At 74.5% G+C, this 23,308-nt stretch carries 21 protein-coding genes and 1 pseudogene; 14 read left to right on the forward strand and 8 right to left on the reverse strand.

Annotation, left to right across the window (positions count from 1 at the left end; genetic code table 11):
• Positions 1 to 7: 7 nt before the first annotated feature.
• The 7 genes from ACFQH9_RS11650 to ACFQH9_RS11680 all read right to left on the reverse strand — a co-directional run bounded on the left by ACFQH9_RS11650 (position 8) and on the right by ACFQH9_RS11680 (position 7,137).
• Positions 8 to 199 (reverse strand): ferredoxin, encoded by a 192-nt coding sequence (locus tag ACFQH9_RS11650; protein WP_379566012.1) that lies wholly within the window; start codon positions 197 to 199, stop codon positions 8 to 10.
• On the reverse strand, positions 199 to 1,374 hold the full coding sequence (locus tag ACFQH9_RS11655; RefSeq protein ID WP_379566058.1) for a cytochrome P450: 1,176 nt from the start codon (positions 1,372 to 1,374) through the stop codon (positions 199 to 201). The genes ACFQH9_RS11650 and ACFQH9_RS11655 overlap by 1 nt, the downstream gene beginning before the upstream one ends.
• Positions 1,375 to 1,606: 232 nt before the next feature.
• A complete protein-coding gene (locus tag ACFQH9_RS11660; RefSeq protein WP_379566013.1) occupies positions 1,607 to 2,191 on the reverse strand; it encodes a DinB family protein in 585 nt (194 codons plus the stop codon).
• Positions 2,192 to 2,299: 108 nt separating this feature from the next.
• On the reverse strand, positions 2,300 to 3,646 hold the full coding sequence (locus ACFQH9_RS11665) for a (Fe-S)-binding protein (protein WP_379566014.1): 1,347 nt from the start codon (positions 3,644 to 3,646) through the stop codon (positions 2,300 to 2,302).
• Entirely contained in the window at positions 3,643 to 4,779 is a 1,137-nt protein-coding gene (locus ACFQH9_RS11670) for an FAD-binding oxidoreductase (protein WP_379566015.1), read from the reverse strand. Before ACFQH9_RS11670 ends, ACFQH9_RS11665 begins: the two co-directional genes overlap by 4 nt.
• Entirely contained in the window at positions 4,776 to 6,239 is a 1,464-nt protein-coding gene (locus tag ACFQH9_RS11675) for an FAD-linked oxidase C-terminal domain-containing protein (RefSeq protein ID WP_379566016.1), read from the reverse strand. The genes ACFQH9_RS11670 and ACFQH9_RS11675 overlap by 4 nt, the downstream gene beginning before the upstream one ends.
• Before the next feature lie 103 nt (positions 6,240 to 6,342).
• Complete coding sequence (locus ACFQH9_RS11680) at positions 6,343 to 7,137, reverse strand: IclR family transcriptional regulator (protein ID WP_379566017.1); 795 nt, start codon at positions 7,135 to 7,137, stop codon at positions 6,343 to 6,345.
• 89 nt (positions 7,138 to 7,226) lie between these two features.
• Between ACFQH9_RS11680 and ACFQH9_RS11685 the strand changes: the two genes are divergently transcribed.
• From ACFQH9_RS11685 to ACFQH9_RS11740, 12 genes and pseudogenes are all read left to right on the forward strand, one after another.
• On the forward strand, positions 7,227 to 9,371 hold the full coding sequence (locus ACFQH9_RS11685; RefSeq protein WP_379566019.1) for a malate synthase G: 2,145 nt from the start codon (positions 7,227 to 7,229) through the stop codon (positions 9,369 to 9,371).
• 150 nt (positions 9,372 to 9,521) lie between these two features.
• On the forward strand, positions 9,522 to 10,721 hold the full coding sequence (locus ACFQH9_RS11690; protein ID WP_379566021.1) for an MFS transporter: 1,200 nt from the start codon (positions 9,522 to 9,524) through the stop codon (positions 10,719 to 10,721).
• Complete coding sequence (locus tag ACFQH9_RS11695; RefSeq protein WP_379566022.1) at positions 10,718 to 11,203, forward strand: GNAT family N-acetyltransferase; 486 nt, start codon at positions 10,718 to 10,720, stop codon at positions 11,201 to 11,203. The genes ACFQH9_RS11690 and ACFQH9_RS11695 overlap by 4 nt, the downstream gene beginning before the upstream one ends.
• A gap of 152 nt (positions 11,204 to 11,355) precedes the next feature.
• Positions 11,356 to 13,749 (forward strand): hydrogen gas-evolving membrane-bound hydrogenase subunit E, encoded by a 2,394-nt coding sequence (gene mbhE / locus ACFQH9_RS11700; RefSeq protein ID WP_379566023.1) that lies wholly within the window; start codon positions 11,356 to 11,358, stop codon positions 13,747 to 13,749.
• A complete protein-coding gene (locus ACFQH9_RS11705) occupies positions 13,746 to 14,300 on the forward strand; it encodes an MnhB domain-containing protein (protein WP_379566024.1) in 555 nt (184 codons plus the stop codon). The genes mbhE and ACFQH9_RS11705 overlap by 4 nt, the downstream gene beginning before the upstream one ends.
• Entirely contained in the window at positions 14,300 to 14,818 is a 519-nt protein-coding gene (locus ACFQH9_RS11710; RefSeq protein WP_379566059.1) for a Na(+)/H(+) antiporter subunit C, read from the forward strand. The genes ACFQH9_RS11705 and ACFQH9_RS11710 overlap by 1 nt, the downstream gene beginning before the upstream one ends.
• Positions 14,815 to 16,466 (forward strand): annotated as a pseudogene (locus ACFQH9_RS11715) (Na+/H+ antiporter subunit D). The gene ACFQH9_RS11710 and the pseudogene ACFQH9_RS11715 overlap by 4 nt, the downstream one beginning before the upstream one ends.
• A gap of 46 nt (positions 16,467 to 16,512) precedes the next feature.
• Positions 16,513 to 17,007: a Na+/H+ antiporter subunit E gene (locus tag ACFQH9_RS11720; RefSeq protein WP_379566025.1), complete on the forward strand. Its 495-nt coding sequence runs from the start codon at positions 16,513 to 16,515 to the stop codon at positions 17,005 to 17,007.
• Positions 17,008 to 17,117: 110 nt separating this feature from the next.
• Positions 17,118 to 17,384, forward strand: coding sequence for a monovalent cation/H+ antiporter complex subunit F (locus ACFQH9_RS11725; RefSeq protein ID WP_379566026.1), 267 nt, complete (start codon positions 17,118 to 17,120; stop codon positions 17,382 to 17,384).
• On the forward strand, positions 17,381 to 17,743 hold the full coding sequence (gene mnhG / locus ACFQH9_RS11730; protein WP_379566027.1) for a monovalent cation/H(+) antiporter subunit G: 363 nt from the start codon (positions 17,381 to 17,383) through the stop codon (positions 17,741 to 17,743). The genes ACFQH9_RS11725 and mnhG overlap by 4 nt, the downstream gene beginning before the upstream one ends.
• A gap of 9 nt (positions 17,744 to 17,752) precedes the next feature.
• The gene (locus tag ACFQH9_RS11735) at positions 17,753 to 18,277 is read left to right on the forward strand and encodes a gamma carbonic anhydrase family protein (RefSeq protein WP_379566028.1); all 525 of its coding nucleotides are present in this window, start codon (positions 17,753 to 17,755) and stop codon (positions 18,275 to 18,277) included.
• On the forward strand, positions 18,277 to 18,957 hold the full coding sequence (locus ACFQH9_RS11740) for a uracil-DNA glycosylase (protein WP_379566029.1): 681 nt from the start codon (positions 18,277 to 18,279) through the stop codon (positions 18,955 to 18,957). Before ACFQH9_RS11735 ends, ACFQH9_RS11740 begins: the two co-directional genes overlap by 1 nt.
• A 206-nt stretch (positions 18,958 to 19,163) precedes the next feature.
• Here ACFQH9_RS11740 and rpmB read toward each other — a convergent pair whose 3' ends face one another.
• Entirely contained in the window at positions 19,164 to 19,355 is a 192-nt protein-coding gene (rpmB, locus tag ACFQH9_RS11745) for a 50S ribosomal protein L28 (protein WP_232870450.1), read from the reverse strand.
• A 157-nt stretch (positions 19,356 to 19,512) separates the two neighbouring features.
• Here rpmB and ACFQH9_RS11750 point away from each other — a divergent pair, with 157 nt between their 5' ends.
• Positions 19,513 to 21,075, forward strand: a complete 1,563-nt coding sequence (locus ACFQH9_RS11750; protein ID WP_379566031.1) for a DAK2 domain-containing protein — start codon at positions 19,513 to 19,515, stop codon at positions 21,073 to 21,075.
• A gap of 21 nt (positions 21,076 to 21,096) precedes the next feature.
• A complete protein-coding gene (locus ACFQH9_RS11755; RefSeq protein WP_379566060.1) occupies positions 21,097 to 23,292 on the forward strand; it encodes an ATP-dependent DNA helicase RecG in 2,196 nt (731 codons plus the stop codon).
• Positions 23,293 to 23,308: the final 16 nt, after the last annotated feature.

Raw genomic sequence — 23,308 nt, forward strand, 5'->3', positions numbered from 1 at the left:
CGCGAGATCAGCCCTCGCTGATCGACAGCGCCCCGGACGGGCACGCGTCGACCGCGGCCCGCACCTTCTCGTCGACCTCCGGGGCCTCCTCGAGGAGCACCACGATCCCGTCGTCGTCCTGGTCGAACACCGCGGAGTCGGTCATCACGCACATGCCGGCCCCGATGCACGTGCCGCGGTCCGCCCTGAGCTCGCTCATCACGCTCCTCCCCAGGTCACGGGCAGGCTCTCCATCCCGTAGACCACGTTGAACGACCGGAACCTCCGCTCGTCCCCGGCCGGGCGCAGGTCCGGGAAGCGCTGTAGCAGCGCCGGGAAGGCGATCCGCATCTCCATGCGGGCCAGCGGTGCCCCCAGGCAGTGGTGCACCCCGTGCCCGAAGGCCATGTGCCCGAGCGCGCCCCGCCGGACGTCGAGCCGCTCGGGGTCCTCCAGCAGCGCGGTGTCGCGGTTGGCGGCCGGGATCGAGAGCATCACGAGCTCGCCCTCGGCGATCGCCCGCCCCGCGATCTCGGTCGGCCCGGTCACCGACTTGATCGTGCCGGAGTGCACGATCGACAGCCACCGCAGCAGCTCCTCGACGGCCGGCCCGATCGCCTCCGGGTCCTCCCGGACCAGGGCGAGCTGGTCGGGATGGTCCATCAGCGCCAGCGTGCCCAGGCCGAGCATGTTCGACGTGGTCTCGTGCCCGGCGATCAGCAGCAGGTTCGCGATGCCGATCAGCTCGTCCGTGCTCAGCTCCTCGCCGTGCTCGCGCACGAGCACGCCGAGCAGCTCCTCCCCCGGCTCCGCCCGCTCGCGGGCGACCAGGCTCGCCATGTAGTCGCGCTGCTCCTCCTGGGCCCGCAGCCGCACGTCCGTCGGCACCGACAGGTCGAGCAGCCGTGCGCTGCGCCGCTGGAACTCCGCCCGGTCCTCGTACGGCACCCCGAGCAGCTCGCAGATCACCAGCGACGGGACCGGCAAGGCGAAGTCGGCGACCAGGTCCGTGGGCGGCCCGGCCTGCTCCATCGCGTCGAGGTGCTGGTCGACGATCTCGCGCACGCGCGGTTCGAGCCGCTGCATCCGCCGCCCGGTGAACGCCGGGGTGAGCATCCGCCGCAGCCGGGTGTGCGCGGGCGGGTCGAAGGCCAGCAGGTTGCCGGCCCGCAGCCGGGCGATCTCCTCCGGGCTCCGCTCCGGCATGCCCGGCGGGCGGAAGGCGCCCGGCCACTCGTTGCTGAACCGCGCCGCGTCGCCCAGGACCTCCCGGACGTCCTCCCAGCGGGTGACCAGCCACGCGTCCCGCCCGAAGGGCGTGCGCACCTTCCGGACGCCCTCGCCCTCGCGGATCGCCGCCAGCTCGGGTGCGGGGTCGAAGCCGCTGCGCTGCATGTGCAGCGGCAGCTCCTCGAGCCGCGTGCGCGCGTCCCCGCCGGCTCCCGTGCCGGCTCCCGTGCCGGCTCCCGTGCCCGCCCCCGTGCCCGCCGTTGCGGTCTCCGTCATCCGGCCTCCCCGATCGGCTCGCTCCTCCGCCACTCTCACACCGCCCCGCCGGGCGGGCACGCAGTGCGCTGAGAGGGCGCTGAGCGAGTCGGACATTCCCCGACGAGCCGGGCGCCGGCCCTCATCCGCGCCGGTCCTGGTGCAGGTTCCGGTACAGGTCCCGCAGCAGCAGGATCTCGGCGCCGTGGTGGATCGCCTCGCGGTTGATGTGCAGCACCAGGTCCGACAGCGGGAACTCGGCGTACGGCCCCTCCGCGGGCCCGCACGGCCGGGCGAGCCCCGGCTCGTCGAGCGCCTCCACCCCGCCGATCCACGAGGCGTACGCCCGGTCGAGCTGGCGCAGCGCCTCGGCCGCCGTGCCCGCGTAGCCGTGGCTCTCGTACGCCATCGGCGGGCCGCCGAAGTGCGCCGCCGCGCGCACGCCGAACACGCCGACGATCAGGTGCCCCATCCGCCAGGCGATCGTGGTGAGCGGCGGCGGATCGGGTTCGGGGAACGCGAAGTCGATCCGGTGCTCGCCCGACCCCACCTGGAGCGCACCCGGCGCCGGGCTCCCGGCCGGGCGTACGTTCCAGCCCGGCACGGGCTCCCAGAGGTACTCCTCGTCCGTCAGCCCCTCGAGCTTCGGGCGCAGCAGCGTCTGCCAGTGCCAGGACAGCTGCTCGGCGAGTGCGGTGGCGAGGCTGCGGGCCGTGGTGTCCGTCATGCCCCGCACGCTAGCCCCGGCCCCCGACAGGCCGGGCCGCTCGCGATCCGGGGACCGGCCGTCCGCGCGGGAAGTGGTGCTTCGGCGCCACTTCCCGCGCGCCGGCGGTCAGCTGCGGGGCACCGGCACGTTGCGGATGCTCGCGTCGAGCAGCTGGACCGGGTGCAGCAGCGGCAGCGGGTCACCGGAGCCGTTCTGCAGGTGCTTGCCGATCTGCAGCAGGCACCCCGGGTTCGCGGTCACGACGACCGCCGGCTCGACCGACCGGACGTTGTCCGCCTTGCGCTTGCCCAGATCGTCCGCCGCCTCGGGCATCACCATGTTGTAGATGCCCGCGGAGCCGCAGCACAGGGCCGCCTCGGGGATGTCGAGCAGCTCCAGCTCCGGGATGCTCCGCAGCACCTCCCGCGGCTGCTCGCGCACGCCCTGGGCGTGCCCGAGGTGGCAGGCGTCGTGGTAGGCGACCCGCGCGGCGATCGGCGAGCGCGGGGCGCGCGGCCCCAGATCGGCGAGCACCTCGTGGACGTCCCGGACCCGCGCGCTGAACTCCTTCGCCCGCACCGCCCACTCCGGGTCGTCGGCGAGCAGGTGGGCGTAGTCCTTCATCGAGGACCCGCAGCCGGCCACGTTGGTCACCACGTGGTCGACGTCGAGCCGCTCGAACCGCGCGATGGTCCGCTTGGCCCGGGCGAGCGCCGGGTCCTCGCGGCCTGCGTGCAGCTCGAGCGCCCCGCAGCACTGCTGGTCGCGCGGCACGAGGACGTCGAGACCCTCGGCCGAGAGCACCCGCACGGTGGCCTCGTTGACCCGGTGGAAGAACACGTCCTGCACGCAGCCGGACAGCAGCGCCACCCGTCCGCGCCGCTCGCCGACGGCGGAGGTGTGCACCGGCAGCGTCGCGAAGGCCTCCCGCACGGTCACCGGCGGGAGCAGCGACTCCAACGCGGCCAGCCGGCCCGGCAGCTTCGCCGCGAGCCTGCGGACGGCGGGCACCGCGGCGAGCTTCTGGTACAGCGCGCCGGGCAGGGCCGCCGCGCGCAGCCGCCGCTTGTACGGGAACAGCGCGAAGATCGCCTCGCGGAACAGCCGGTCCGACGGCGTGCGCCGCACGTTGCGCTCGAGCTGCGGGCGCACCGCCTCGAGCAGCTTGTCGTACTGCACCCCGGACGGGCAGGCCGTCACGCACGCCATGCAGCCCAGGCAGGCGTCGATGTGCTGGCGCAGCGGCCCCTCCAGCCCGATCTCCCCCTTCTCGGCGAGGTCCATGAGGTAGATGCGCCCCCGCGGGGAGTCCATCTCCTCGCCCCAGAGCTGGTACGTGGGGCAGGTGGGCAGGCAGAAGCCGCAGTGCACGCAGTCGTCGAGCAGCTCCCGCGAGGGCGGGTGGTGCGCGTCGAAGCTGCTCGGGCCGGTCTGCGGCAGGGCGGTGTGGGCGGAGCCGGCGGGTGTGTTCACGAGATCTCCCACGGGTCGAAGCGGCCCGGGCCGAAGCGGCCGTCCGGGTCGAACCGCTGCTTGACGGCCTTGAGCACGGTGAGGGCGGAGGGCGGCGGCCCCCAGGCGGGGGCGTCGAGCCCGGCGGGGCGCGACCGCAGGACGCTCGTCCCGCCGGCCGCGTGCACGGCGGCGTGCGCCTCGGCGACCGCCGTTCCCGGCAGCGCCACGGTGGCGACGCCCGTGCCGAGCCCGGCGGTGACCGACGAGGCGGGCAGCGCCGCGAGCAGGCCCGGCAGCAGCGAGGGCTTCGCCCCGATCCGCAGCACCGCCGCGTCCGCCGCGTCCGCCGGGCCGGAGGCGCCGCGGGTGAGCGCGGCGTGCTCGGCCCACACGTCCGACGACGCCACGGCGGCCGCGTCGCCGAGCAGCCGGGTGAGCCGCTCCAGCCGGGCCGGCAGGGCCTCCTCGGTCGAGTCGATGCGCACCAGCAGCTTCCCCGAGCTCAGCCACTCCACCGCCGTGGGCTCGAGCTGCGAGGCCAGGACCTCGCGGGCGAGCCGCACCGCCTCGGCGAGGTCGCACTCCACGACGACCGTGCCGACCGCCCGCGGCACGGGGTGCAGCCGCAGCACGATCTCGACCAGCACGCCGAGGGTGCCGTAGGACCCGTGCAGCAGCTTGGCCAGGTCGAACCCGGCCACGTTCTTGATCACGTGCCCGCCGGAGCGGGCCACCGCGCCGTCGGCGAGCAGCGTCGTGGCCCCGATGACGAGGTCGCGCATCGTGCCGTACACCAGCGCGGACGGCCCGGCGTCGGCCGTGGCCACCAGGCCGCCGACGGTCGCGCCGTCGGCCACCCGCGCGGCGTCGAACGACAGGTGCTGGCCGTGCGCGGCCAGCTCCTCCTGCAGCGCCCGCAGCGGGGTCCCGGCGTGCACCGACACCGTCATGTCACCCGGGTTGTGCGTGATCACGCCGGTCAGCCCGGTGGTGTGGAGCACGGCGTCGACGGGCCCGAGCCGCCCCGCCCAGTCCGCGGCCGTGCCGGCCCCGGCGACGGAGATCCGGCCGGCGGTGTCGAGGACGGCCTCGCGGGCCTCCTTCAACGACGCCGGCTTCAGTGCCGTGAGAGTCCCTTTCCGATCACTCATAGCCGCTCGATCACTCCCGCCTCCTCCAGCGGGTGCGGCCGGTACCGCCCCGGCCGCTCGCCGCACAGCCGCGGCGTGGGCAGGACCTTGCCCGGGTTGCAGATGCCCTCCGGGTCGAAGGCCGCACGCACCCGCTGCATCACCGCGAGGTCCTCCTCGCCGTACATCTTCGGCATCGAACACGCCTTGTCCGTGCCGATGCCGTGCTCGCCGGACAGCGACCCGCCCAGCTCCACGCAGAGCTCGGCGATCGCCCCCGACAGCTCCTCGGCGCGCTCGGTCTCGCCCGCCGCGGCGCTGTAGAGCACCAGCGGGTGGAGGTTGCCGTCCCCGGCGTGGAAGACGTTGGCCACCCGCAGGCCGGCCTCGTCGCCCATGTCGGCGATGCGGCCCAGCACCTCGGCGAGCCGGGTCCGGGGCACCACGCCGTCCTGCACGAAGTAGTCCGGCGAGATCCGGCCCACCGCGGCGAAGGCCGCCTTGCGCCCCCGCCAGATCGCCGCGCGCTCCTCCGGCGAGCCCGCGATGTGCAGGCGGGTGCAGCCGTGTGCGTCGCAGATCTCCTTGACCTGGGCGAACTCGGCGTCGCACTGCTCGATCGGTCCGTCGAGCTCCACGACCAGGGCGGCCGGCGTGCCCACGGTGTACCCGGCGTGCACCGCCTCCTCGGCCGCCTCGATCGCGAGGGTGTCCATCATCTCGACGGCCGCGGGGACGATGCCGGCCGCGACGATGTCCGACACCACCTCGCCCGCCTCCGAGACCGACGGGAAGTCGGCCAGCAGCGTGCGCACGGTCTCCGGGGTGCGCAGCAGCCGGACCGTGATCTTCGTGGTGATCCCGAGCGTGCCCTCCGAGCCGAGGAACACCCCGCGCAGGTCCGGGCCCTGCTGCTCGGCGGTGTCGCCGCCGAGGGTGACCAGCTCGCCGTCCGGCAGCACGACCTCCGTCGACAGCACGTGGTTGGTGGTGAACCCGTACTTGAGGCAGTGCGCCCCGCCGGAGTTCTCCGCCACGTTGCCGCCGATCGTGCACACCTGCTGGGAGGAGGGATCGGGCGCGTAGTAGAGGCCGTGCCTGGCGACGGCGGCGGTGATCTCCAGGTTCGTCACCCCGGGCTCGACGACGGCGCGCCGGTTCTCCGGGTCGACCTCGAGCACGCGCTTGAGCCGGGCCAGCGAGATCACCACGCCGTCCGCCACCGGCAGCGCCCCGCCGGAGAGCCCGGTGCCGGCGCCCCGGGCGACGAACGGGACCTTGTTGCGGTGGCAGGCCCGCACGACGCGGGCGACGCCCTCGGCGTCGCGCGGGATGAGCACGATCTCGGGACGGACCCGGTAGCCGGTCAACCCGTCGCACTCGTAGGCGCGGGTGCGGACCGGGTCGTCGACGACGCAGTCGTCGCTGTCGGGGCCCAGGGCCGCCACGATCGCGGCGCGGGCCACGGGATCGAGGGCCATCCGACCTCCTTGTCACGGGCTCGTGGTGGGAACGGGGAAAGCGTAGGGCGGTGCGGGCGGGACGACCGTCCGAGCCGGCCGCGAACCGGCTTCTCCGGCGGCGTCACGCGGTCGCCAGCAGGGCTCCCAGCCGGCGCCCGGCCGCGACGACGAGCGGCGCGATCCGCGCGACCGCGGTGTCGTCCATGCGGGAGAGGGGACCGGAGACCGAGACGGCGGCCGAGCCGTGGGGCCCGGCCACGGGTGCGGCGACGCAGCGCACGCCGGTCTCCTGCTCGCCCTCGTCGAGCACGTAGCCGCGCTCGCGGGCCACGGCCAGCTCGCGGGCGAGCACGTCCGGATCGGTGATCGTGGTCGGCGTGACGGCGGGGAGGCCGGTGCGCGCGACGACGGCCGCCGCGTCGGCGGGCGGCAGCGCGGACAGCAGCGCCTTGCCGACGCCCGTGCAGTGCACCGGCACCCGCCGCCCGATCTCGGTGAACATCCGCATCCGGTGCGGCGAGGGCACCTGGGCGACGTAGACCGCGCGGTCGCCGTCGAGCACCGCGAGGTTCGCCGTCTCGCCGACCTCGGCGACCAGGTCCGCCAGCACCGGGGTGGCCCACCGGCCGAACTGGCGCGCCGCCGTCTCGCCCAGGCCGACGAGCTTGGGGCCGAGCGTGTAGCGCCGCGAGGGCAGCTGCCGCAGGTACCCCAGGCCGACGAGGGTGCGGACCAGCCGGTGGATGGTCGCCGGGGCGAGCCCGGTCCGGTCCGCGAGCTCGGACAGCCCCGCCTCGCCGCCCGCCTCCGCCAGTGTCTCGAGCAGGTCGAACGCGCGGGTCAGCGACTGGACGCCACCCGTGCGGGGTACATCGGGCCGGGTGGTCGGCGGAGCCGGCTGGGTGCCGTCGGTCACGGGACGCACGTTACATTCCGTACTGCGGAAATGCCAATCCGTCTGGTAGAAAAGGCGCCGCAGCAGAGTCGAGCAGAGAGGACGCCGCGATGGCCGGCACCGCAGGACTGCAGGTCGACCCCGAGCTCCGGCGGTTCGTGGAGGGCGAGCTGCTGGCGGGTCTGGAGCTGACGCCCGAGGCCTTCTGGGGCGCGCTCGCGGACCTGCAGGAACGCTTCGCCCCGCGCATCGCCGAGCTGCTCGCCCGCCGGGACGAGATCCAGGCGCGGATCGACGCGTGGCACGAGACCCACGGCCCGGGCGACCCCGAGGAGTACCGGGCCCTGCTCACCGAGCTCGGCTACCTCCTGCCGGCGGACGAAGCGGCCTCGATCTCCGTCGGCGACGTCGACGCGGAGATCGCCGAGGTCCCCGGCCCGCAGCTGGTCGTCCCCGCCACGGTGCCGCGGTACGCGCTCAACGCGGCCAACGCCCGCTGGGGCTCGCTGTACGACGCCTTCTACGGCACGGACGCGCTGCCGCTCGACCACGAGCTGGCCAAGGGCTACGACGAGCAGCGCGGCGCCCAGGTCATCGCGGCCGCCGACGAGCTGCTCGACGAGCTGTTCCCGCTGGTCCAGGGCTCGCACGCGGACGTCACGGCCTACTCCGGCTCGGAGCAGGGCTTCGTCGCGTTCACCGCGGGCGGCGAGACCGGGCTGGCCGACGCCGCGCAGTTCGCCGGCTTCCGCCCGCCCGACGGCGAGGGCCGCGCCGCGATCCTGCTGCGCCGCAACGGCCTGCACGTCGAGCTCACCGTCGACCCGACCCACCGGGTGGGCCGGCAGCACCACGCGGACGTCGCCGACGTCCTGCTGGAGTCCGCCGTCACCACGATCGTCGACCTGGAGGACTCGGTCGCGACGGTCGACGGCGAGGACAAGGCCCTGGCCTACCGCACCTGGCTCGGCCTGATGACCGGCGAGCTGGAGTCGACCTTCGAGAAGGGCGGCGAGACCGTCGTCCGCACGGTGCACGCCGACCGCGAGTACACCGGGGCGGACGGCGCGCCGCTCACGCTGCCCGGCCGGTCGCTGCTGCTGGTCCGCAACGTCGGCCACCACATGACCACGAACGCGGTGCGCACCGCGGAGGGCGAGGAGATCGCCGAGGGCGTGCTCGACGCCCTGGTCACCGCCACCGCCGCGCAGTACGACCTGCAGGGGAAGGGGCGGTTCTCCAACTCCCGCGCCGGGTCGATGTACATCGTCAAGCCCAAGCAGCACGGGCCGGACGAGGTGGCGCTGACCGTCGAGCTGTTCGCCGCCGTCGAGGAGGCCCTCGGCCTGCCGGCGCGCACGCTCAAGGTCGGCATCATGGACGAGGAGAAGCGCACGAGCGTGAACCTCGCGAGCTGCATCGCGGCCGCCGCCGACCGCGTCATCTTCGTGAACACCGGCTTCCTCGACCGCACCGGCGACGAGATCCACACCTGCTTCGCGGCCGGGCCCGTGGTGCGCAAGGGCGACATGAAGTCCTCGACCTGGCTGAACGCCTACGAGGACCGCAACGTCGACGTCGCGCTCGCCTCCGGGTTCGCGCACACCGCGCAGATCGGCAAGGGCATGTGGGCCAAGCCCGCCGCGATGGCGGACATGCTCGAGCAGAAGGGCGCGCAGCCCCAACAGGGCGCGAACTGCGCCTGGGTGCCCTCGCCGACCGCCGCGACCCTGCACGCACTGCACTACCTGCGCACGGACGTGCACGCCGTCCAGGAGGAGATCGCCCGGCGGCCGGTCACCGACCGCGACGAGCTGCTGGTGCTGCCGATCCTCGCCGAGCAGCTCACCGACGAGCAGAAGACCCACGAGCTGGAGACGAACGCGCAGTCGATCCTCGGCTACGTCGTCCGGTGGGTGGGCCTGGGCATCGGCTGCTCCACGGTGCCGGACCTCGAGGGCGTCGGGCTGATGGAGGACCGCGCGACCCTGCGGATCTCCAGCCAGCTCATCGCGAACTGGCTGCACCACGGCGTGGTCGAGGAGAAGACGGTGCGGGACACCTTCGCCCGCATGGCCGCGCTGGTCGACGAGCAGAACGCCAACGAGCCCGGCTACCCGCCGATGGCCAAGGACCTCGAGGGCAGCGAGAGCTTCCAGGCCGCCCTCGAGCTGGTGTTCACCGGCCGCACCGAGCCGAACGGTTACACCGAGCGCGTGCTGACCACCTGGCGGCAGAAGGCCAAGCAGAAGTAGCCGCGAGTCGGCACTTCCCGTCGCCCGGGTCACACATTCCGGGAGACCGGCATGCCCGGGGTGTCCGGACGGTGTTGCGAGGAGGGTGTACCGGGATGTGCGGTTCGGTGACCCGGAGGTGCCGACTCGCGGGATGATCATGGAGTGCGGATGAGGGCGTGGGTGCGGGTCGCGGCGGTGCTGTTCGTCATCGGCTACGGCGCGAACCAGTTCAGCCCGCTCATGGTCATGTACCGCGAGCAGGGGCACTACTCGGCCACGGTCGTCGCGGCGTTCTTCGGCGTCTACGTGGCCGGGCTCGCGCCGGGCCTGCTCGTCGGGGGACCGCTGTCGGACCGGCTCGGCCGCCGGCGGGTCCTGCTGCCGGCGCTGGTCGCGTCGGTGCCGGCGAGCGCGGTCCTCGCCGCCGGCGCCTTCTCCGAGGCGCTGCTCTACACCGGTCGCTTCCTGTTCGGCGCGGTCACCGGCGTGGCCATGGCCGTCGGGACGACCTGGGTGAAGGAGCTCTCGCAGGCCCCGCACGACCCGGGGGCCGACGCGGGCTCCGGCGCCCGTCGTGCCGCGCTCGCGCTGTCCGCGGGGTTCGGCGTGGGCCCGGCGGTCGGCGGCGTACTCGCCCAGTGGGCACCGCTGCCGATGGAGCTGCCCTACCTGGTGCACATCGTGCTCACGCTGCCGGTGATCGCGCTGGCCCTGCGGGCGCCGGAGACCCGGACGCCCGAGTCCGCGCCGCGCCGCTCGCTCGTCGCCGACCTCACGGTGCCGGCGGTGGCGCACCCGCGTTTCCGCGGCCTGGTCCTCCCGCTGGCCCCGTGGGTCTTCGCCGGGCCCGCGCTGTCCTTCGCCGTCCAGCCGGCCGCCCTCGGGGCGGAGCGCACGGCCGGCTTCGGGCTGATCTTCGCCACCGCACTCACCGCCGTGACGCTGTCGGCAGGCATCGCGATCCAGTCCGCCGCCCGCCGGCTCGACGCCCGCGCCCCGCTCGCCGGCGGCCGGCTCGGCCTGGCGCTGATCGTCGCCGGGACCCTGGTCGCCGCGGTCACGGCGCTGACCGGGTCGTTGGTGGTGGCGTTCGTGGCCTCCGCGGTCCTCGGTGCGGCCTACGGCATCTCGCTGGTCTCCGGGCTGCTGGAGGTGCAGCGGATCGCCGAGCCGGCGCACCTGGCCGGGCTCACCGCCGTCTACTACACGCTGACCTACGGCGGGTTCCTGCTGCCGGTGGTCCTCGCGCCGCTCGCCGTCCACGTGCCGTACGCGGTGCTGCTCGTCGTGGTCGCCGCGGTCGCCGCGGTCTGCCTGGCGGTCCTCGCGGCAGCCGGACGCCGCACGCGGGTCGCCGTGCCGGCATGACGCTCGAGCTCCGCGCCACCCCGTTCGACCATCCCGACGCGCAGCGGCTGAAAGCGGCCGTGCAGCAGGTGTACGTCGAGCGCTACGGCGGCGAGGACGAGACGCGCACCGACCCGGCGGAGTTCGCCGCGCCGCACGGGCTCTTCCTCGTGGGCTACGCCGCGGGCACCGCCGTCGCCGCGGGCGGCTGGCGGGTGCGCGACGCCGAGCCGGCCGATCCCGTGGTCCGGAACGGCGACGCCGAGATCAAGCGGATGTACGTGGTCCCGGAGGCCCGGGGGAGGGGCCACGCCCGCGCGGTCCTGGCCGCGATCGAGCGTTCGGCCGCCGCGGCGGGCCGGCGCCGGATGATCCTCGAGACCGGCACGAAGCAGCCCGAGGCGGTCGCGCTCTACCGCAGCGCGGGCTACGTCCCGATCCCCGGGTTCGGGGTGTACCGGGACGAACCGGGCAGCCTTTGTTTCGCCAAGATCATCGCCTGACGCCGGGGTCCGCCGAGCCGGACCAGTAGGATCGGTGTCGGCGCCGGAATCCGGTGCACCCTGTCCGAAGCTCGTCAACGACCCGACCCACCCTGAGCCGGGCCGCTCCCTTGAGCATGCGCGCCGCACGGTGGTCGCGGGACGGAGGTGTCTTGCTCGCGCTCGTCGTCGCCCATCTCGTGGTGGCCGCGCTGCTGCCGCTGGTGTCGCGGCGCAGCCGGCGTGCCGCCTTCGGGATCGCCGCGGTCCTGCCCGCCGCGACGCTGGTCTGGGGGTTCGCGCACCTCGGTGCGGCGCTCGGGCCCGGTCTCGAGGAGACCGTGACCTGGTCGGCGGCCCTCGACCTGGAGCTCGGGTTCCGGCTCGACTCGCTGGGCCTGGTCATGATCGTGCTGGTCGGCGGGCTCGGGGCGCTGATCCTGGCCTACAGCGCCTGGTACTTCGGCCGCGACAGCCGCGACGCCCCGCGCAACTCCGCGCTGCTGCTGGCCTTCGCCGGGGCGATGCTGGGTCTCGTCCTGGCCGACGACCTGCTCACCCTCTACGTCTTCTGGGAGCTGACGTCGATCGCGTCGTTCCTGCTGGTCGGGCAGGGCGGGCTGCACCGGGCGAACCGGCGCGCGGCCGTCCAGGCGCTGCTGGTCACCGTGTTCGGCGGGCTCGCGATGCTGCTCGGGATCGTGTTCGTCGGCGAGTCCGCGGACACCTACCGGATCTCCGCGATCGTCGCCGCACCGCCCACGGGCGGGCTCGCCGCCACCGGCGTCGCGCTGATCCTGGCCGGTGCCCTGACCAAGTCCGCGCAGGCCCCCTTCCACCCCTGGCTGCCGGCCGCGATGGCCGCGCCCACCCCGGTCAGCGCCTACCTGCACGCGGCGTCGATGGTGAAGGCCGGCGTGGTGCTGGTGGGCCGGCTCTCCCCGGGCTTCGCCGACCGCGCCGAGTGGTGGGTGCCGATCGCGGCGCTGGGCCTGGTCACGATGCTGATCGGGGGCTGGCGCGCGCTGCAGGAGACGGACCTCAAGCGGCTGCTGGCCTTCGGCACGGTGAGCCAGCTGGGGTTCCTCATGGTGCTCTTCGGCTCCGGCGACCGGATCGGCGAGATCGCCGCGCTGACGATGCTGCTGGCGCACGGCCTGTTCAAGGCGCCGCTGTTCATGGTCGTCGGGATCGTCGACAAGGTCACCGGCACCCGCGAGGTGGGGGCGCTGTCCGGGCTGGGCCGGGCGCTGCCGGGGCTCGCGGTGGCCTCCGTGCTGGCCGCGGCGTCCATGGCGGGCGTGCCGTTCCTGCTCGGGTTCCTGGGCAAGGAGGCCGCCTTCGAGGCCTTCGTGCACGAGGGCGGTGCCCGGGGCTGGGTGCTGGCGCTCGGCCTGCTGGCGGGCTCGGTCCTGACCGTCGCCTACTCGGCGCGGTTCCTGTGGGGCGCCTTCGCCGCCAAGCCGGGGGTCGAGCGCGCCGACCCGAAGCGCCCGGTCGTGGGCCTGCTCGCGCCGACCTGGCTGGCGGCGGTCGCCGGGCTGGTGCTCGGCTGTGTCCCGCCGCTGGTCGACGCCCTCGCGCAGCCCTACGCCGCGGCCTATCCGGCCACGGACGCGACGGCGGCGGACTACCACCTCGCGCTCTGGCACGGGCTGTCGCTGCCGCTGCTGTTCTCCGTGGTCGCGCTGGGCGCCGGCCTCGCGCTGCACCTCGGGCGCGACCACGTGACCGGCCTGCACCGGGCCCTGCGCCATCCGCTGTCGGCCCAGCGCGCCTACGAGATCGCGGTGGCCGGCCTCGAACGCGCCGCCACCCAGGTCACCGGCCGGGTCCAGGTCGGCTCGCTGCCCGTCTACCTGGGCGTCCTGCTGTGCACGGTGCTCGCCCTGCCCGGCGTCGCCCTGGTCACGGGCGGCACCTGGCCCCGCGACCAGTCCTGGGTGTCCTCGCTGCTGCAGCTGCCGCTCGGGCTGATCGTGGTGGCCGCGGCGCTCGCGCTCACCCGGGTCCGGCGCCGGTTCACCGCGGTCCTGCTCGTCGGTGCCATCGGGTACGGGATCGGCGGGCTGTTCGTCGTCGACGGCGCGCCGGACCTCGCGCTGGCGCAGTTCCTGGTCGAGACGCTCACGCTCGTCGCCTTCGTGTTCGTGCTGCGCAGGCTGCCGGCGCACTTCGAGTCCCAGGACGGCGCCGCCGGCGGCCCCGGGTCCGGCACCGACACCGCGCCCGCCGCGCCACCCCGCCGGGGGGTCCAGCTGCGCAAGGCCGCCCTCGCGACCGTCGCGGGCGTGTTCGTCGCGGTCGCCGGCGTGGTGCTCACCGGGGCCCGGCAGCAGCCGCCCGCGGCCAGCGGGGAGTTCGTCGCCCGCGCCCCGGAGGCCGGGGCGGACAACGTGATCGCCGCGATCCTCGTGGACTTCCGCGCGCTGGACACGGTCGGCGAGATCACCGTGCTGCTCATCGCCGCGGCGGGCACCGCGAGCCTCGTGCTCGCCACGCGCTTCGACCGGAAGCGCCGGACCGGGAGCGGCACACCCGAGCACGAGAGGGAGGTCCTCGGATGAGCACCCGCGAACCGGTGCCGTTCACGCAGTGGGACGAGCCGGAGGGCGAGTGGACGCTCCCCGGCGCCTGCCCCGTGCGCTCCAACCGCACCCTCATGCTGGAGGCCGCCGCCCGCTTCCTCTTCCCGACCGTGCTGGTCTTCTCGGTCTACCTGCTGATCGTGGGGCACTACGCGCCGGGGGGCGGGTTCCCCGGCGGGCTGGTGGCCGGGCTGGCCTTCGTGCTGCGCTACATCGCCGGCGGCGAGTCGGAGGGCGCCGAGATCGGCTCGCGGTTCGTCGTGCGCCCGCCCGTGCTCATGGGGCTCGGCCTGCTGGTCGCCGTGGTGTCCGCGCTCGCCCCGGTGGCCTTCGGGGCGCCGGTGCTGGCCAGCGCGAAGGTGTCCTTCGACATCCCGCTGATCGGCACCGTCGACCTGGTCTCCAGCCTGCTGATCGACATCGGGGTGTACCTGCTGATCATCGGTGTGGTGCTCGACCTGCTGCGCTCCCTGGGCAGCGGGATCGAGCGGGACGCCCGGGAGGCGGCCGGCGAGGAGGCCGGTCCGTGATCACGATCAACGCGACGATGGCGGTCGTGCTGGCCGTCCTCTACTCCGTGGGCTTCTACCTGCTGCTGCAGCGGTCGCTGATGCGGATCCTGATCGGCATCGTGGTGCTCGGGCACGGCGCGAACCTGCTGCTGCAGCTCGCCGGCGGCCCGCCCGCCCGCGCCCCCGTACTGGGCACCGCCCTGCCCGAGGAGTTCGCCGACCCGCTCCCGCAGGCCCTCGCCCTGACCGCCATCGTGATCACCTTCGCGCTGACCACCTACCTGCTCGCCCTCGGCTACCGCAGCTGGGTGCTCACCGGGCGGGACGAGGTCCAGGACGACGTCGAGGACCGCCGGGTCGCCGAGCGGCAGCGCCCCGAGGGCTCGATGGAGGCGGACGCCGAGGTGCCGGAGGACGAGGAGGACCCCGGGTCCGCCGCCGCCTCGGACCGCACCGACGAACCGGCCGAGGCCACGGCGGGCACGTCGGGCACGGCGGCCACGGCGGGCACGGCGGGGAACGGGGCGGCCCGGTGAGCACGCTCGTCACGCTGCCCGTCCTGCTGCCCATCCTCGGGGCGGCCCTGACGGTGCTCGCCGCCCGCTCCGCACGGATCCAGCGGCTGATCGGGATCGTGGTGCTCGCCGCGGTCTCGGTCGTGGCCGCCGTGCTGCTGGTCGCGGCGGACCGGACCGGCCCGGTCGTCGCCGAGCTGGGCGGCTGGCCGGCCCCGGTCGGGATCGTGCTGGTGGCCGACCGGCTCGCCGCGCTGCTGCTGCTGATCTCCGCGGTCGTCACGCTCGCGGTGCTGGTCTACGCGATCGGCCAGCGGATCTCCGACTACGGCCGGGAGACCGCCAGCACCACCTTCCACCCGATCTTCCTGCTGCTCTCCACCGGCGTGTCGCTGGCCTACCTGACCGGCGACCTGTTCAGCCTGTTCGTGGCGTTCGAGATCATGCTGGCCGCCTCCTACGTGCTGATCACGCGGCGCACCAGCGCCACCCGGATCCGCTCCGGCATGACCTACGTGATCATCTCGCTCACGTCGTCGCTGCTGTTCCTCACCACGATCGCGCTCGTCTACGCGGCCACCGGCACGGTCAACCTGGCCGACCTCGCCGGGCGCGTCGCGGAGCTGCCGGCCGGGCTGCGGACGCTGCTGTCGATGCTCACGATCGTCACCTTCGGGATCAAGGCGGCGATGGTGCCGCTGCACTTCTGGCTGCCCGACAGCTACCCGAACGCGCCGGCCCCGGTCACCGCCCTGTTCGCGGGCCTGCTCACCAAGGTCGGCGTCTACGCGCTGCTGCGCACCCAGACGCTCGTGTTCCCGGGCACCGGCCCCTCCGCCGTGCTGCTGGTGCTGGCCGTGCTGACCATGGTCGTGGGCGCCCTCGGCGCGCTCGCCCAGGACGACCTCAACCGCCTGCTGTCCTTCCTGCTGGTCAGCCACATCGGGTTCATGCTGTTCGGGCTCGCCGTGTACGACGCCCGGGGCGCGGGCGGCACGGCCCTCTACATCGTCCACCACATCACCGTGCAGGCCACGCTGTTCCTGGTCAGCGGCCTGATCACGCGCCGGACGGGCACGGTCTCGATCGACGCGATGGGCGGGCTCGCGAAGCGCTCGCCGGTGCTGGCCGTGCTCTTCGCGATCCCGGCGCTCACCCTCGCCGGGATCCCGCCGACCTCGGGCTTCGTGGCCTGATCACGCGCCGGACGGGCACGGTCTCGATCGACGCGATGGGCGGGCTCGCGAAGCGCTCGCCGGTGCTGGCCGTGCTCTTCGCGATCCCGGCGCTCACCCTCGCCGGGATCCCGCCGACCTCGGGCTTCGTGGCCAAGCTGGCGCTCCTGCAGTCGGGCACGGGCGACGCGGCGACGGCCGTGGTCGCCGGGTTCGTGGTCCTCGCCAGCCTGCTCACCCTGTACGCGATGGTCCGGGTGTGGGTGCGGGTGTTCTGGGGCGCCGAGACGGAGCCGCTGCCCGACCCCGACCCGACGGACGAGCTGGTCGTCGGCACCGCCCGGGCCTCCCGGCCGATGTACGCCGCCACCGTCGCCCTGGTCGCGGTGAGCATCGCGATCGCCGCCGCGGCCGGCCCGCTGTCCGCGGTCACCGAGCGGGCGGGCTCGGACCTGCTCGCGCGGACGCCCTACATCGAGGCGGTGCTGGGATGAGGGCCGGGACGAGGGCCGGGACGAGGGCCGGGACGAGGGGGCCGGCGTGACCGTCGTGCGGCGCTGGCCGCAGGTGCTCTGGCTGACCGTCGTCTGGGTCCTGCTGTGGGGCACGATCTCGGTGAAGATCCTGGTCGGCGGGGTCCTGGTCGCGGCCGCCGTGACCGCGCTGTTCCCGCTGCCGCTGCTGCCGCGGCTGCCCTTCCGGCCGTGGGCGTTGCTGCAGCTCGCCGGCTGGCTGCTGGCCGACCTGGTCGTCTCCGGCGCGCAGGTCGCCTGGGAGACGCTCCGGTACGGCCCGGGGGCGCGGGCGGGGATCGTCGCCGTCCCGCTGCTGACCGAGTCCGAACGGATCACGACCTTCGTCGCCGCCGCGACGGCACTCACCCCGGGGAGCGTGGTGCTGCAGATCGACCGGGCGGGCGGCCGCCTGTACGTGTACACGCTGGGCCTGCGCGGGCCGGGCGACGCCACGCGCGTGCGCCGGCAGATGGAGCGGCTGCAGGACCGGATGGTGCGGACCCTCGGGGAGGAACGATGACCCCCGCCGACGTCCCTCTCCCCGGGGAGGCGGCATGAACCCCGCCGACGTACTTCCTCCCGGGGAGGCGGCATGAACCCCGCCGACGTACTTCCTCCCGCGGAGGCGGCATGAACATCGTCTTCGCGCTGGTCCTCGGCATGCTCGCGGCGGCGGCGCTGATCACCGTCGCGCGGGTGCTGCGGGGGCCGGGCACGCTCGACCGGGTCGCCGCGCTCGACGTGTTCGTGGTCCTGATCGTGGCCGCGTCGGCGGTCTACATCGCGATCTACCGGGACGGGTCGACGATCCCGCTGATGGCGGCCGTCGCGCTCGTCGGATTCGTGGGGTCGGTCACCGCGGCCCGGCTCGTCGAGCGCTGGGAGCGGCACCGGTGATCACCGATGTGGTGTCGGCCGTGTTCCTGCTGCTCGGCGCGCTGTCCTGCCTGCTCGGGGCGCTCGGCCTGGTCCGGTTGCCGGACCTGCCGGCCCGGCTGCAGGCCGCGACCAAGCCGCAGACCCTCGGCCTGCTGCTGATCCTGCTCGGCACGGCGATCCGGCTGGACTTCGAGAACGCCGCCACGCTGATCCTGGTGATCCTCTTCCAGGCCGTGACGGCGCCGGTGATCTCGCAGATCGTGGCCCGCTCGGCCTACCGGACGGGCACGCTGGACCCGCGCGCCCTCGTCGTCGACGAGCTGGCGGAGCGGATGGAGCGCGAGGCCCGGGAGGGCGGCTCCGGCGAGCGAAAGTAGGCTCGGACCGTGGCTGTCTACGCGCTCGGTGACGTCGAACCCGACATCCATCCCGAGGCCTACGTCCACCCGGACGCGGTCGTGATCGGGAACGTGAGGCTGGGGGCCCAGGCGTCGGTGTGGCCGACCGCGGTGCTCCGCGGGGACGACGGCTTCATCGTGGTCGGCGAACGCACCAGCATCCAGGACGGCTCGATCATCCACACCACCGCGCGGCAGCCGACGCTGATCGGCAACGACTGCACGGTGGGGCACAACGTGCACATCGAGGCGGCCGACATCGCCGACAAGGTGCTGATCTCCTCGGGCTCGGTGGTGCTCAACGGCTCGACGATCGGGGAGGGCGCGATCGTGGCCGCCGGCGCGGTCGTCTCGCCGAACGCCGTGATCCCGCCCCGGCGCATGGCGCTCGGTATCCCGGCGCGGGTCCGCGAGGGCTACGAGGTGCCGGAGGGCCGGTTCCGGTACGCCGTCGACTCGTACGTGCAGCGGGGCGAGCGCTTCCGCGCCGAGCTGCGCCGGCTGGACGTCTGATGCCCGCCAAGCCGCTGGTCGAGGTCGTCGAGGAGGGTTGGGCCCGGGCGCTGGAGCCCGTCGCGCCCGTCGTGGCGCAGATGGGCGAGTTCCTGCGCGCGGAGCTCGCTGCCGGCCGGAGGTACCTGCCCGCCGGCGCGAACGTGCTGCGGGCCTTCCAGCAGCCGTTCGACGAGGTCCGGGTGTTGATCGTGGGGCAGGACCCCTACCCGACGCCGGGGCACGCCGTCGGGCTGTCCTTCTCGGTGTCCGCCGACACCCGCCCCCTGCCGCGCTCGCTGGTCAACATCTTCAAGGAGTACCAGGAGGACCTGGGGCTGCCGCTGCCGTCGTCGGGCGACCTCACGCCGTGGACGAAGCAGGGCGTGCTGCTGCTCAACAGGTGCCTCACCGTGGAGCCCGGCTCGCCCGGCTCGCACCGGGACAAGGGGTGGGAGGCGGTCACCGAGCAGGCCATCCGCGCGCTGGTGGAGCGGGACGCCGAGCCCCTCGTGGCGATCCTGTGGGGGCGCGACGCGCGCAACCTCGCCCCGCTGCTCGTCGACGTCCCGATCATCGAGTCGGCGCACCCGAGCCCGATGTCGGCCGACCGCGGGTTCTTCGGCTCGCGGCCCTTCAGTCGGGCCAACGACCTGCTCGAGGAGATCGGCGGGGAGCCCGTCGACTGGCGTCTGCCGTGACCCGACCGCGTGTGACCTGACTCACGGCACCGAGCGGCAGACGAAGCCCCACGGCAGCCCTCCCTCGCGTCGAGATCGAGTGAGGTGAGGCTAACCCGCGGCCGGACCCGAGGTCGAGGCGTTCCCGGCCACGGATCGTCACCGCACGACGACGGGGCGGCCCCTCGAGGGGAGCCGCCCCGTTCGCGTCTCGCGGGTCGCTCGCGTCAGGCGCGCGCGACCTTGCCCGCCTTCAGGCAGGAGGTGCACACGTTGAGGCGCTGACGGTTGCCGCCGTCGACCTTGGTGCGCACGGTCTGGATGTTCGGGTTCCAGCGGCGGTGGGTACGGCGGTGCGAGTGCGAGACGGACATGCCGAAGCCCGGACCCTTGCCGCAGACGTCGCAGACGGCAGCCACGTCGGACACTCCTCGGGGTAGAAGACAACGTTGCGAGGCCCGGGTCGCCCCGGGCACGTGTCGTCCAGGGTAACCGCCCCTCCGCCGGCCCTCCCACCGGCCCCCCGCCCGCGGCCGACCGGGATCAACGGACGGGTCCGCTCGCTAGGGTGAACGCGTGCCCCCGACGCTCGACGCCGCCCTGCTCCGGCGCTGGGCCGCCGCCGCCGTGGCGGGGCTCGAACGGCACCGCGGGGAACTCGACGGGATCAACGTCTTCCCGGTCGCCGACGCGGACACCGGCACCAACATGCTCCTCACCATGCGGGCGGGGGCCGACGCCCTGCCGGAGACCGAGGACCCGGCGGAGGCCGCGGCGGCGCTGGCCAAGGGCGCGCTCCGCGGTGCCCGCGGGAACTCCGGGACGATCCTCTCCCAGCTGCTGCGCGGGCTCGCCGAGGCGGTCGGCGCCGGCGAGGACCTCACGGGCGCGCTGCGCCGGGGCGCCGAGCTGGCCACCGCCGCGGTCGCCGCGCCGCGCGAGGGCACGATGCTCACCGTCCTCGCCGCCGCGGCCGAGGCCTGCGCCGAGCTCGGCGGGGACCCGGCGGCGGTCGCCGACGCCGCGCACGCGGCCCTCGCCCGGACCACCGGCCAGCTCGCCGAGCTGAGCCGGGCCGGGGTGGTCGACGCGGGTGGGCTGGGGGTCGCCGTGGTGCTCGACGCCCTGGTCGAGGCGTGCGCCGGGCGTGCGCCCGAGCGGTCCCGGGTCGTCGTCCGGAGCCGGACGGCGCTCACCGCCGCCCGCGAGTCCGGCTCGGAGCAGTACGACAGCGAGGTCATGTACCTGCTGGACCGGACCACGGACGACGCCGTGTCGACCCTGCGCGCCCGGCTGACCTCGCTCGGCGACTCCGTGGTCGTCGTCGGCGACGGGGCCGGGACCTGGAACGTGCACGTGCACTGCACGGACGTCGGTGCGGCGATCGAGGCCGGGATCGAGGCGGGCCGGCCGCACCGGATCACCGTCATGCGCTTCGACGACCGCCCGCCCGAGCCCGCGCGGCCCGCCTTCCGCCGCCCGCGCGCCGTGCTGATGATCGCCTCGGGGGCCGGGGTGGCGGAGCTGGCGCGCGGGGCCGGGGCGGACGTGCTGGAGACCCGGCCCGGAAACCCCGTCACGGGCAGGGAGCTGGCCGACGCCGTCGAGGCGACCGGCGCCGCGCACGTCGCCCTGATGACCTGCGACGCCGGCCTGCTGGACCTGGCCGCCCGGGTCGCCGGGGCGGCCCGCGACGAGGGCCGCGAGGTGGTCGTCGTCCCCGCGACCTCGGTGCCGCAGGGGCTCGCCGCCCTCGCCGTGCACGACCTGTCCCGCAACGCCGCCGACGACGTCGTCGCGATGGCCGAGGCCGCCGCCGGGACCCGCACGGGCGGGCTCGTGGTGGCGGAGGCGGAGGCGCTGACCTGGGTGGGCCGGTGCGCGCCGGGGGAGGTGCTCGGGATGAGCGAGGGCGAGGTCGTGCTGATCGCCCCCGACCTGACCGTCGGTGCCCTGTGGTTGGCTCACCGCATGCTGACTCCGGGTGGTGAGCTCGTCACCGCGCTGCTGGGGGCGGACGCCCCCGAGGAGCTGGGCACCGGCCTGGCCGAGGACCTGCGCCGCACCCACCCCGAGGTGGACCTCGTGGTCTACCGCGGCGGCCAGGCGGACTTCCCGCTGGTGCTGGGGGTGGAGTAGGTGGCCCTCACGAAGATCGACATGGACACCCCGCTGATCGACGTGATCGGCAAGGCCTCGGCGAAGGCGCTGGGCGGCAAGCTCGAGCTGCACACCGTCGGCGACCTGGTGCGGCACTACCCGCGCCGGTACGTCGAGCGCGGAAAGCTCACCGACATCGCCGGGCTCGAGGTGGGCGAGTACGTCACGGTGATCGCCACCGTCGAGTCGGCGACCGTCCGGGAGATGCGCACCCGGCGCGGGAAGCTGATGAACTGCACCATCCGGGACGCGAAGGGCGCCACGCTGTCCTGCACCTTCTTCAACGCGCAGCGGGTGCAGGGGTTCATCCAGGTCGGGCGCACGCTGATGTTCTCCGGCACGGTGTCGGTGTTCCGCAGCGGCCGGCAGACCACCCTGCAGCTCACCCACCCCGAGTTCGAGGAGCTGGAGGAGGACGCCGAGGACCGGCCCTACATCTCGATCTACCCCGCCACCAAGGGCGTCCGGTCGCAGGCCATCGCCCGCAGCGTCCGCCAGGTGCTCGCCCTGCTGGACGACCCGACCGACCCGTTGCCGGAGGACCTGCGCCGCGAGCACGCGCTCATGCCGCTGGGTGCCGCGTTGCGCAAGATCCACGTGCCGCAGTCCGAGGCGGACCGGCACGCGGCGAAGGGCCGGCTGGTGTGGGACGAGGCGTTCGGCGTGCAGCTCGCGCTGTCGCTGCAGCGGGAGCGGGCGATGCACCGGCCCGCGGCGCCCTCGCCGCGCAAGGCGGGCGGTCTGCTCGAGGCGTTCGACCGGATCCTGCCCTTCCCGCTCACCGCGGGGCAGCGGTCCGTGGGCGAGGAGATCGCCGCGGACCTGGGGCGCCCGCTGCCGATGAACCGGCTCGTGCAGGGCGACGTCGGCGCCGGGAAGACCGTCGTCGCGCTGCGGGCGATGCTGCAGATCGTCGACAACGGGCGGCAGGCCGCGATGCTGGCGCCCACCGAGGTGCTCGCCACCCAGCACGCCCGGTCGCTGCGGGCGATGCTCGGGCCGCTCGGCAACGGGGGCGAGCTCGGCGCGTCCGAGGGGGCCACGAGGATCACGCTGCTCACCGGGTCGATGTCCACGGCGGAGCGGCGGCAGGCGCTGCTGGACATCCAGTCCGGCGCCGCGGGGATCGTCGTCGGGACGCACGCGATCATCGAGGACGCGGTGGGCTTCGCCGAGCTCGGCCTCGTGGTGGTCGACGAGCAGCACCGCTTCGGCGTCGAGCAGCGGGACGCACTGCGTGGCCGCGGCGAGCGCACCCCGCACCTGCTGGTCATGACGGCCACGCCGATCCCGCGGACCGTCGCCATGACGGTGTACGGCGACCTGGAGGTCTCGGCGCTCACCGAGCTGCCCAAGGGCCGCTCGCCGATCAGGACCACCGTGGTGCCGGCCGGGGAGAAGCCGAGCTGGCTGGAGCGGGTCTGGGCGCGCGTCCGCGAGGAGGTCGCGGAGGGCCACCAGTGCTACGTCGTGTTCCCGCGGGTGGGCGGGGAGTACGCGACGAAGAGGAAGGGCCGCGACCCGGAGGACGCGGACGATCCCGACGACGCGGGCGCGGACGGCGACGACGGCGAGCGCGCGCCGCCGCTCGCGGTGCTCGACATCGGGCCGAAGCTGGCCGAGGGGCCGCTGGCGGGGCTGCGGATCGGGATCCTGCACGGCAAGCTCCCCGCCGACGAGAAGGACGCGGTGATGCGCGCCTTCGACGCCGGCGAGCTCGACGTGCTGATGGCCACGACGGTGATCGAGGTGGGCGTCGACGTCCCGAACGCCACGGGCATGATCATCATGGACGCGGACCGGTTCGGCCTCTCCCAGCTGCACCAGCTCCGGGGCCGGGTGGGCCGGGGGTCGGCGCCCGGGGTGTGCCTGCTGGTCACGGACATGCCGGCCGGCACCACGGCCCGCGAGCGGCTCGACGCCGTCGCCTCGACCACGGACGGGTTCGAGCTCGCCCGGCTGGACCTGGAGCTGCGCCGGGAGGGGGACATCCTGGGCTCGTCGCAGTCCGGGCGGCGCTCGGGGCTCAAGCTGCTGTCGCTGCTGCGGCACGAGAACGTCATCTCCGCGGCCCGGCTCTCCGCGGCGCGGCTGGTCGCCTCCGACCCCGGCCTGACCCACCACCCCGGCCTGCGCGCCCTCGTCGCCGAGACGGTGGGGGACGAGGAGTCCGCCGCCTACCTCGACAAGGTCTAGACCGGCGCGCGGGTCG

Source organism: Pseudonocardia lutea (assembly GCF_042658055.1).
GTDB classification, from domain to species: domain Bacteria; phylum Actinomycetota; class Actinomycetes; order Mycobacteriales; family Pseudonocardiaceae; genus Pseudonocardia; species Pseudonocardia lutea.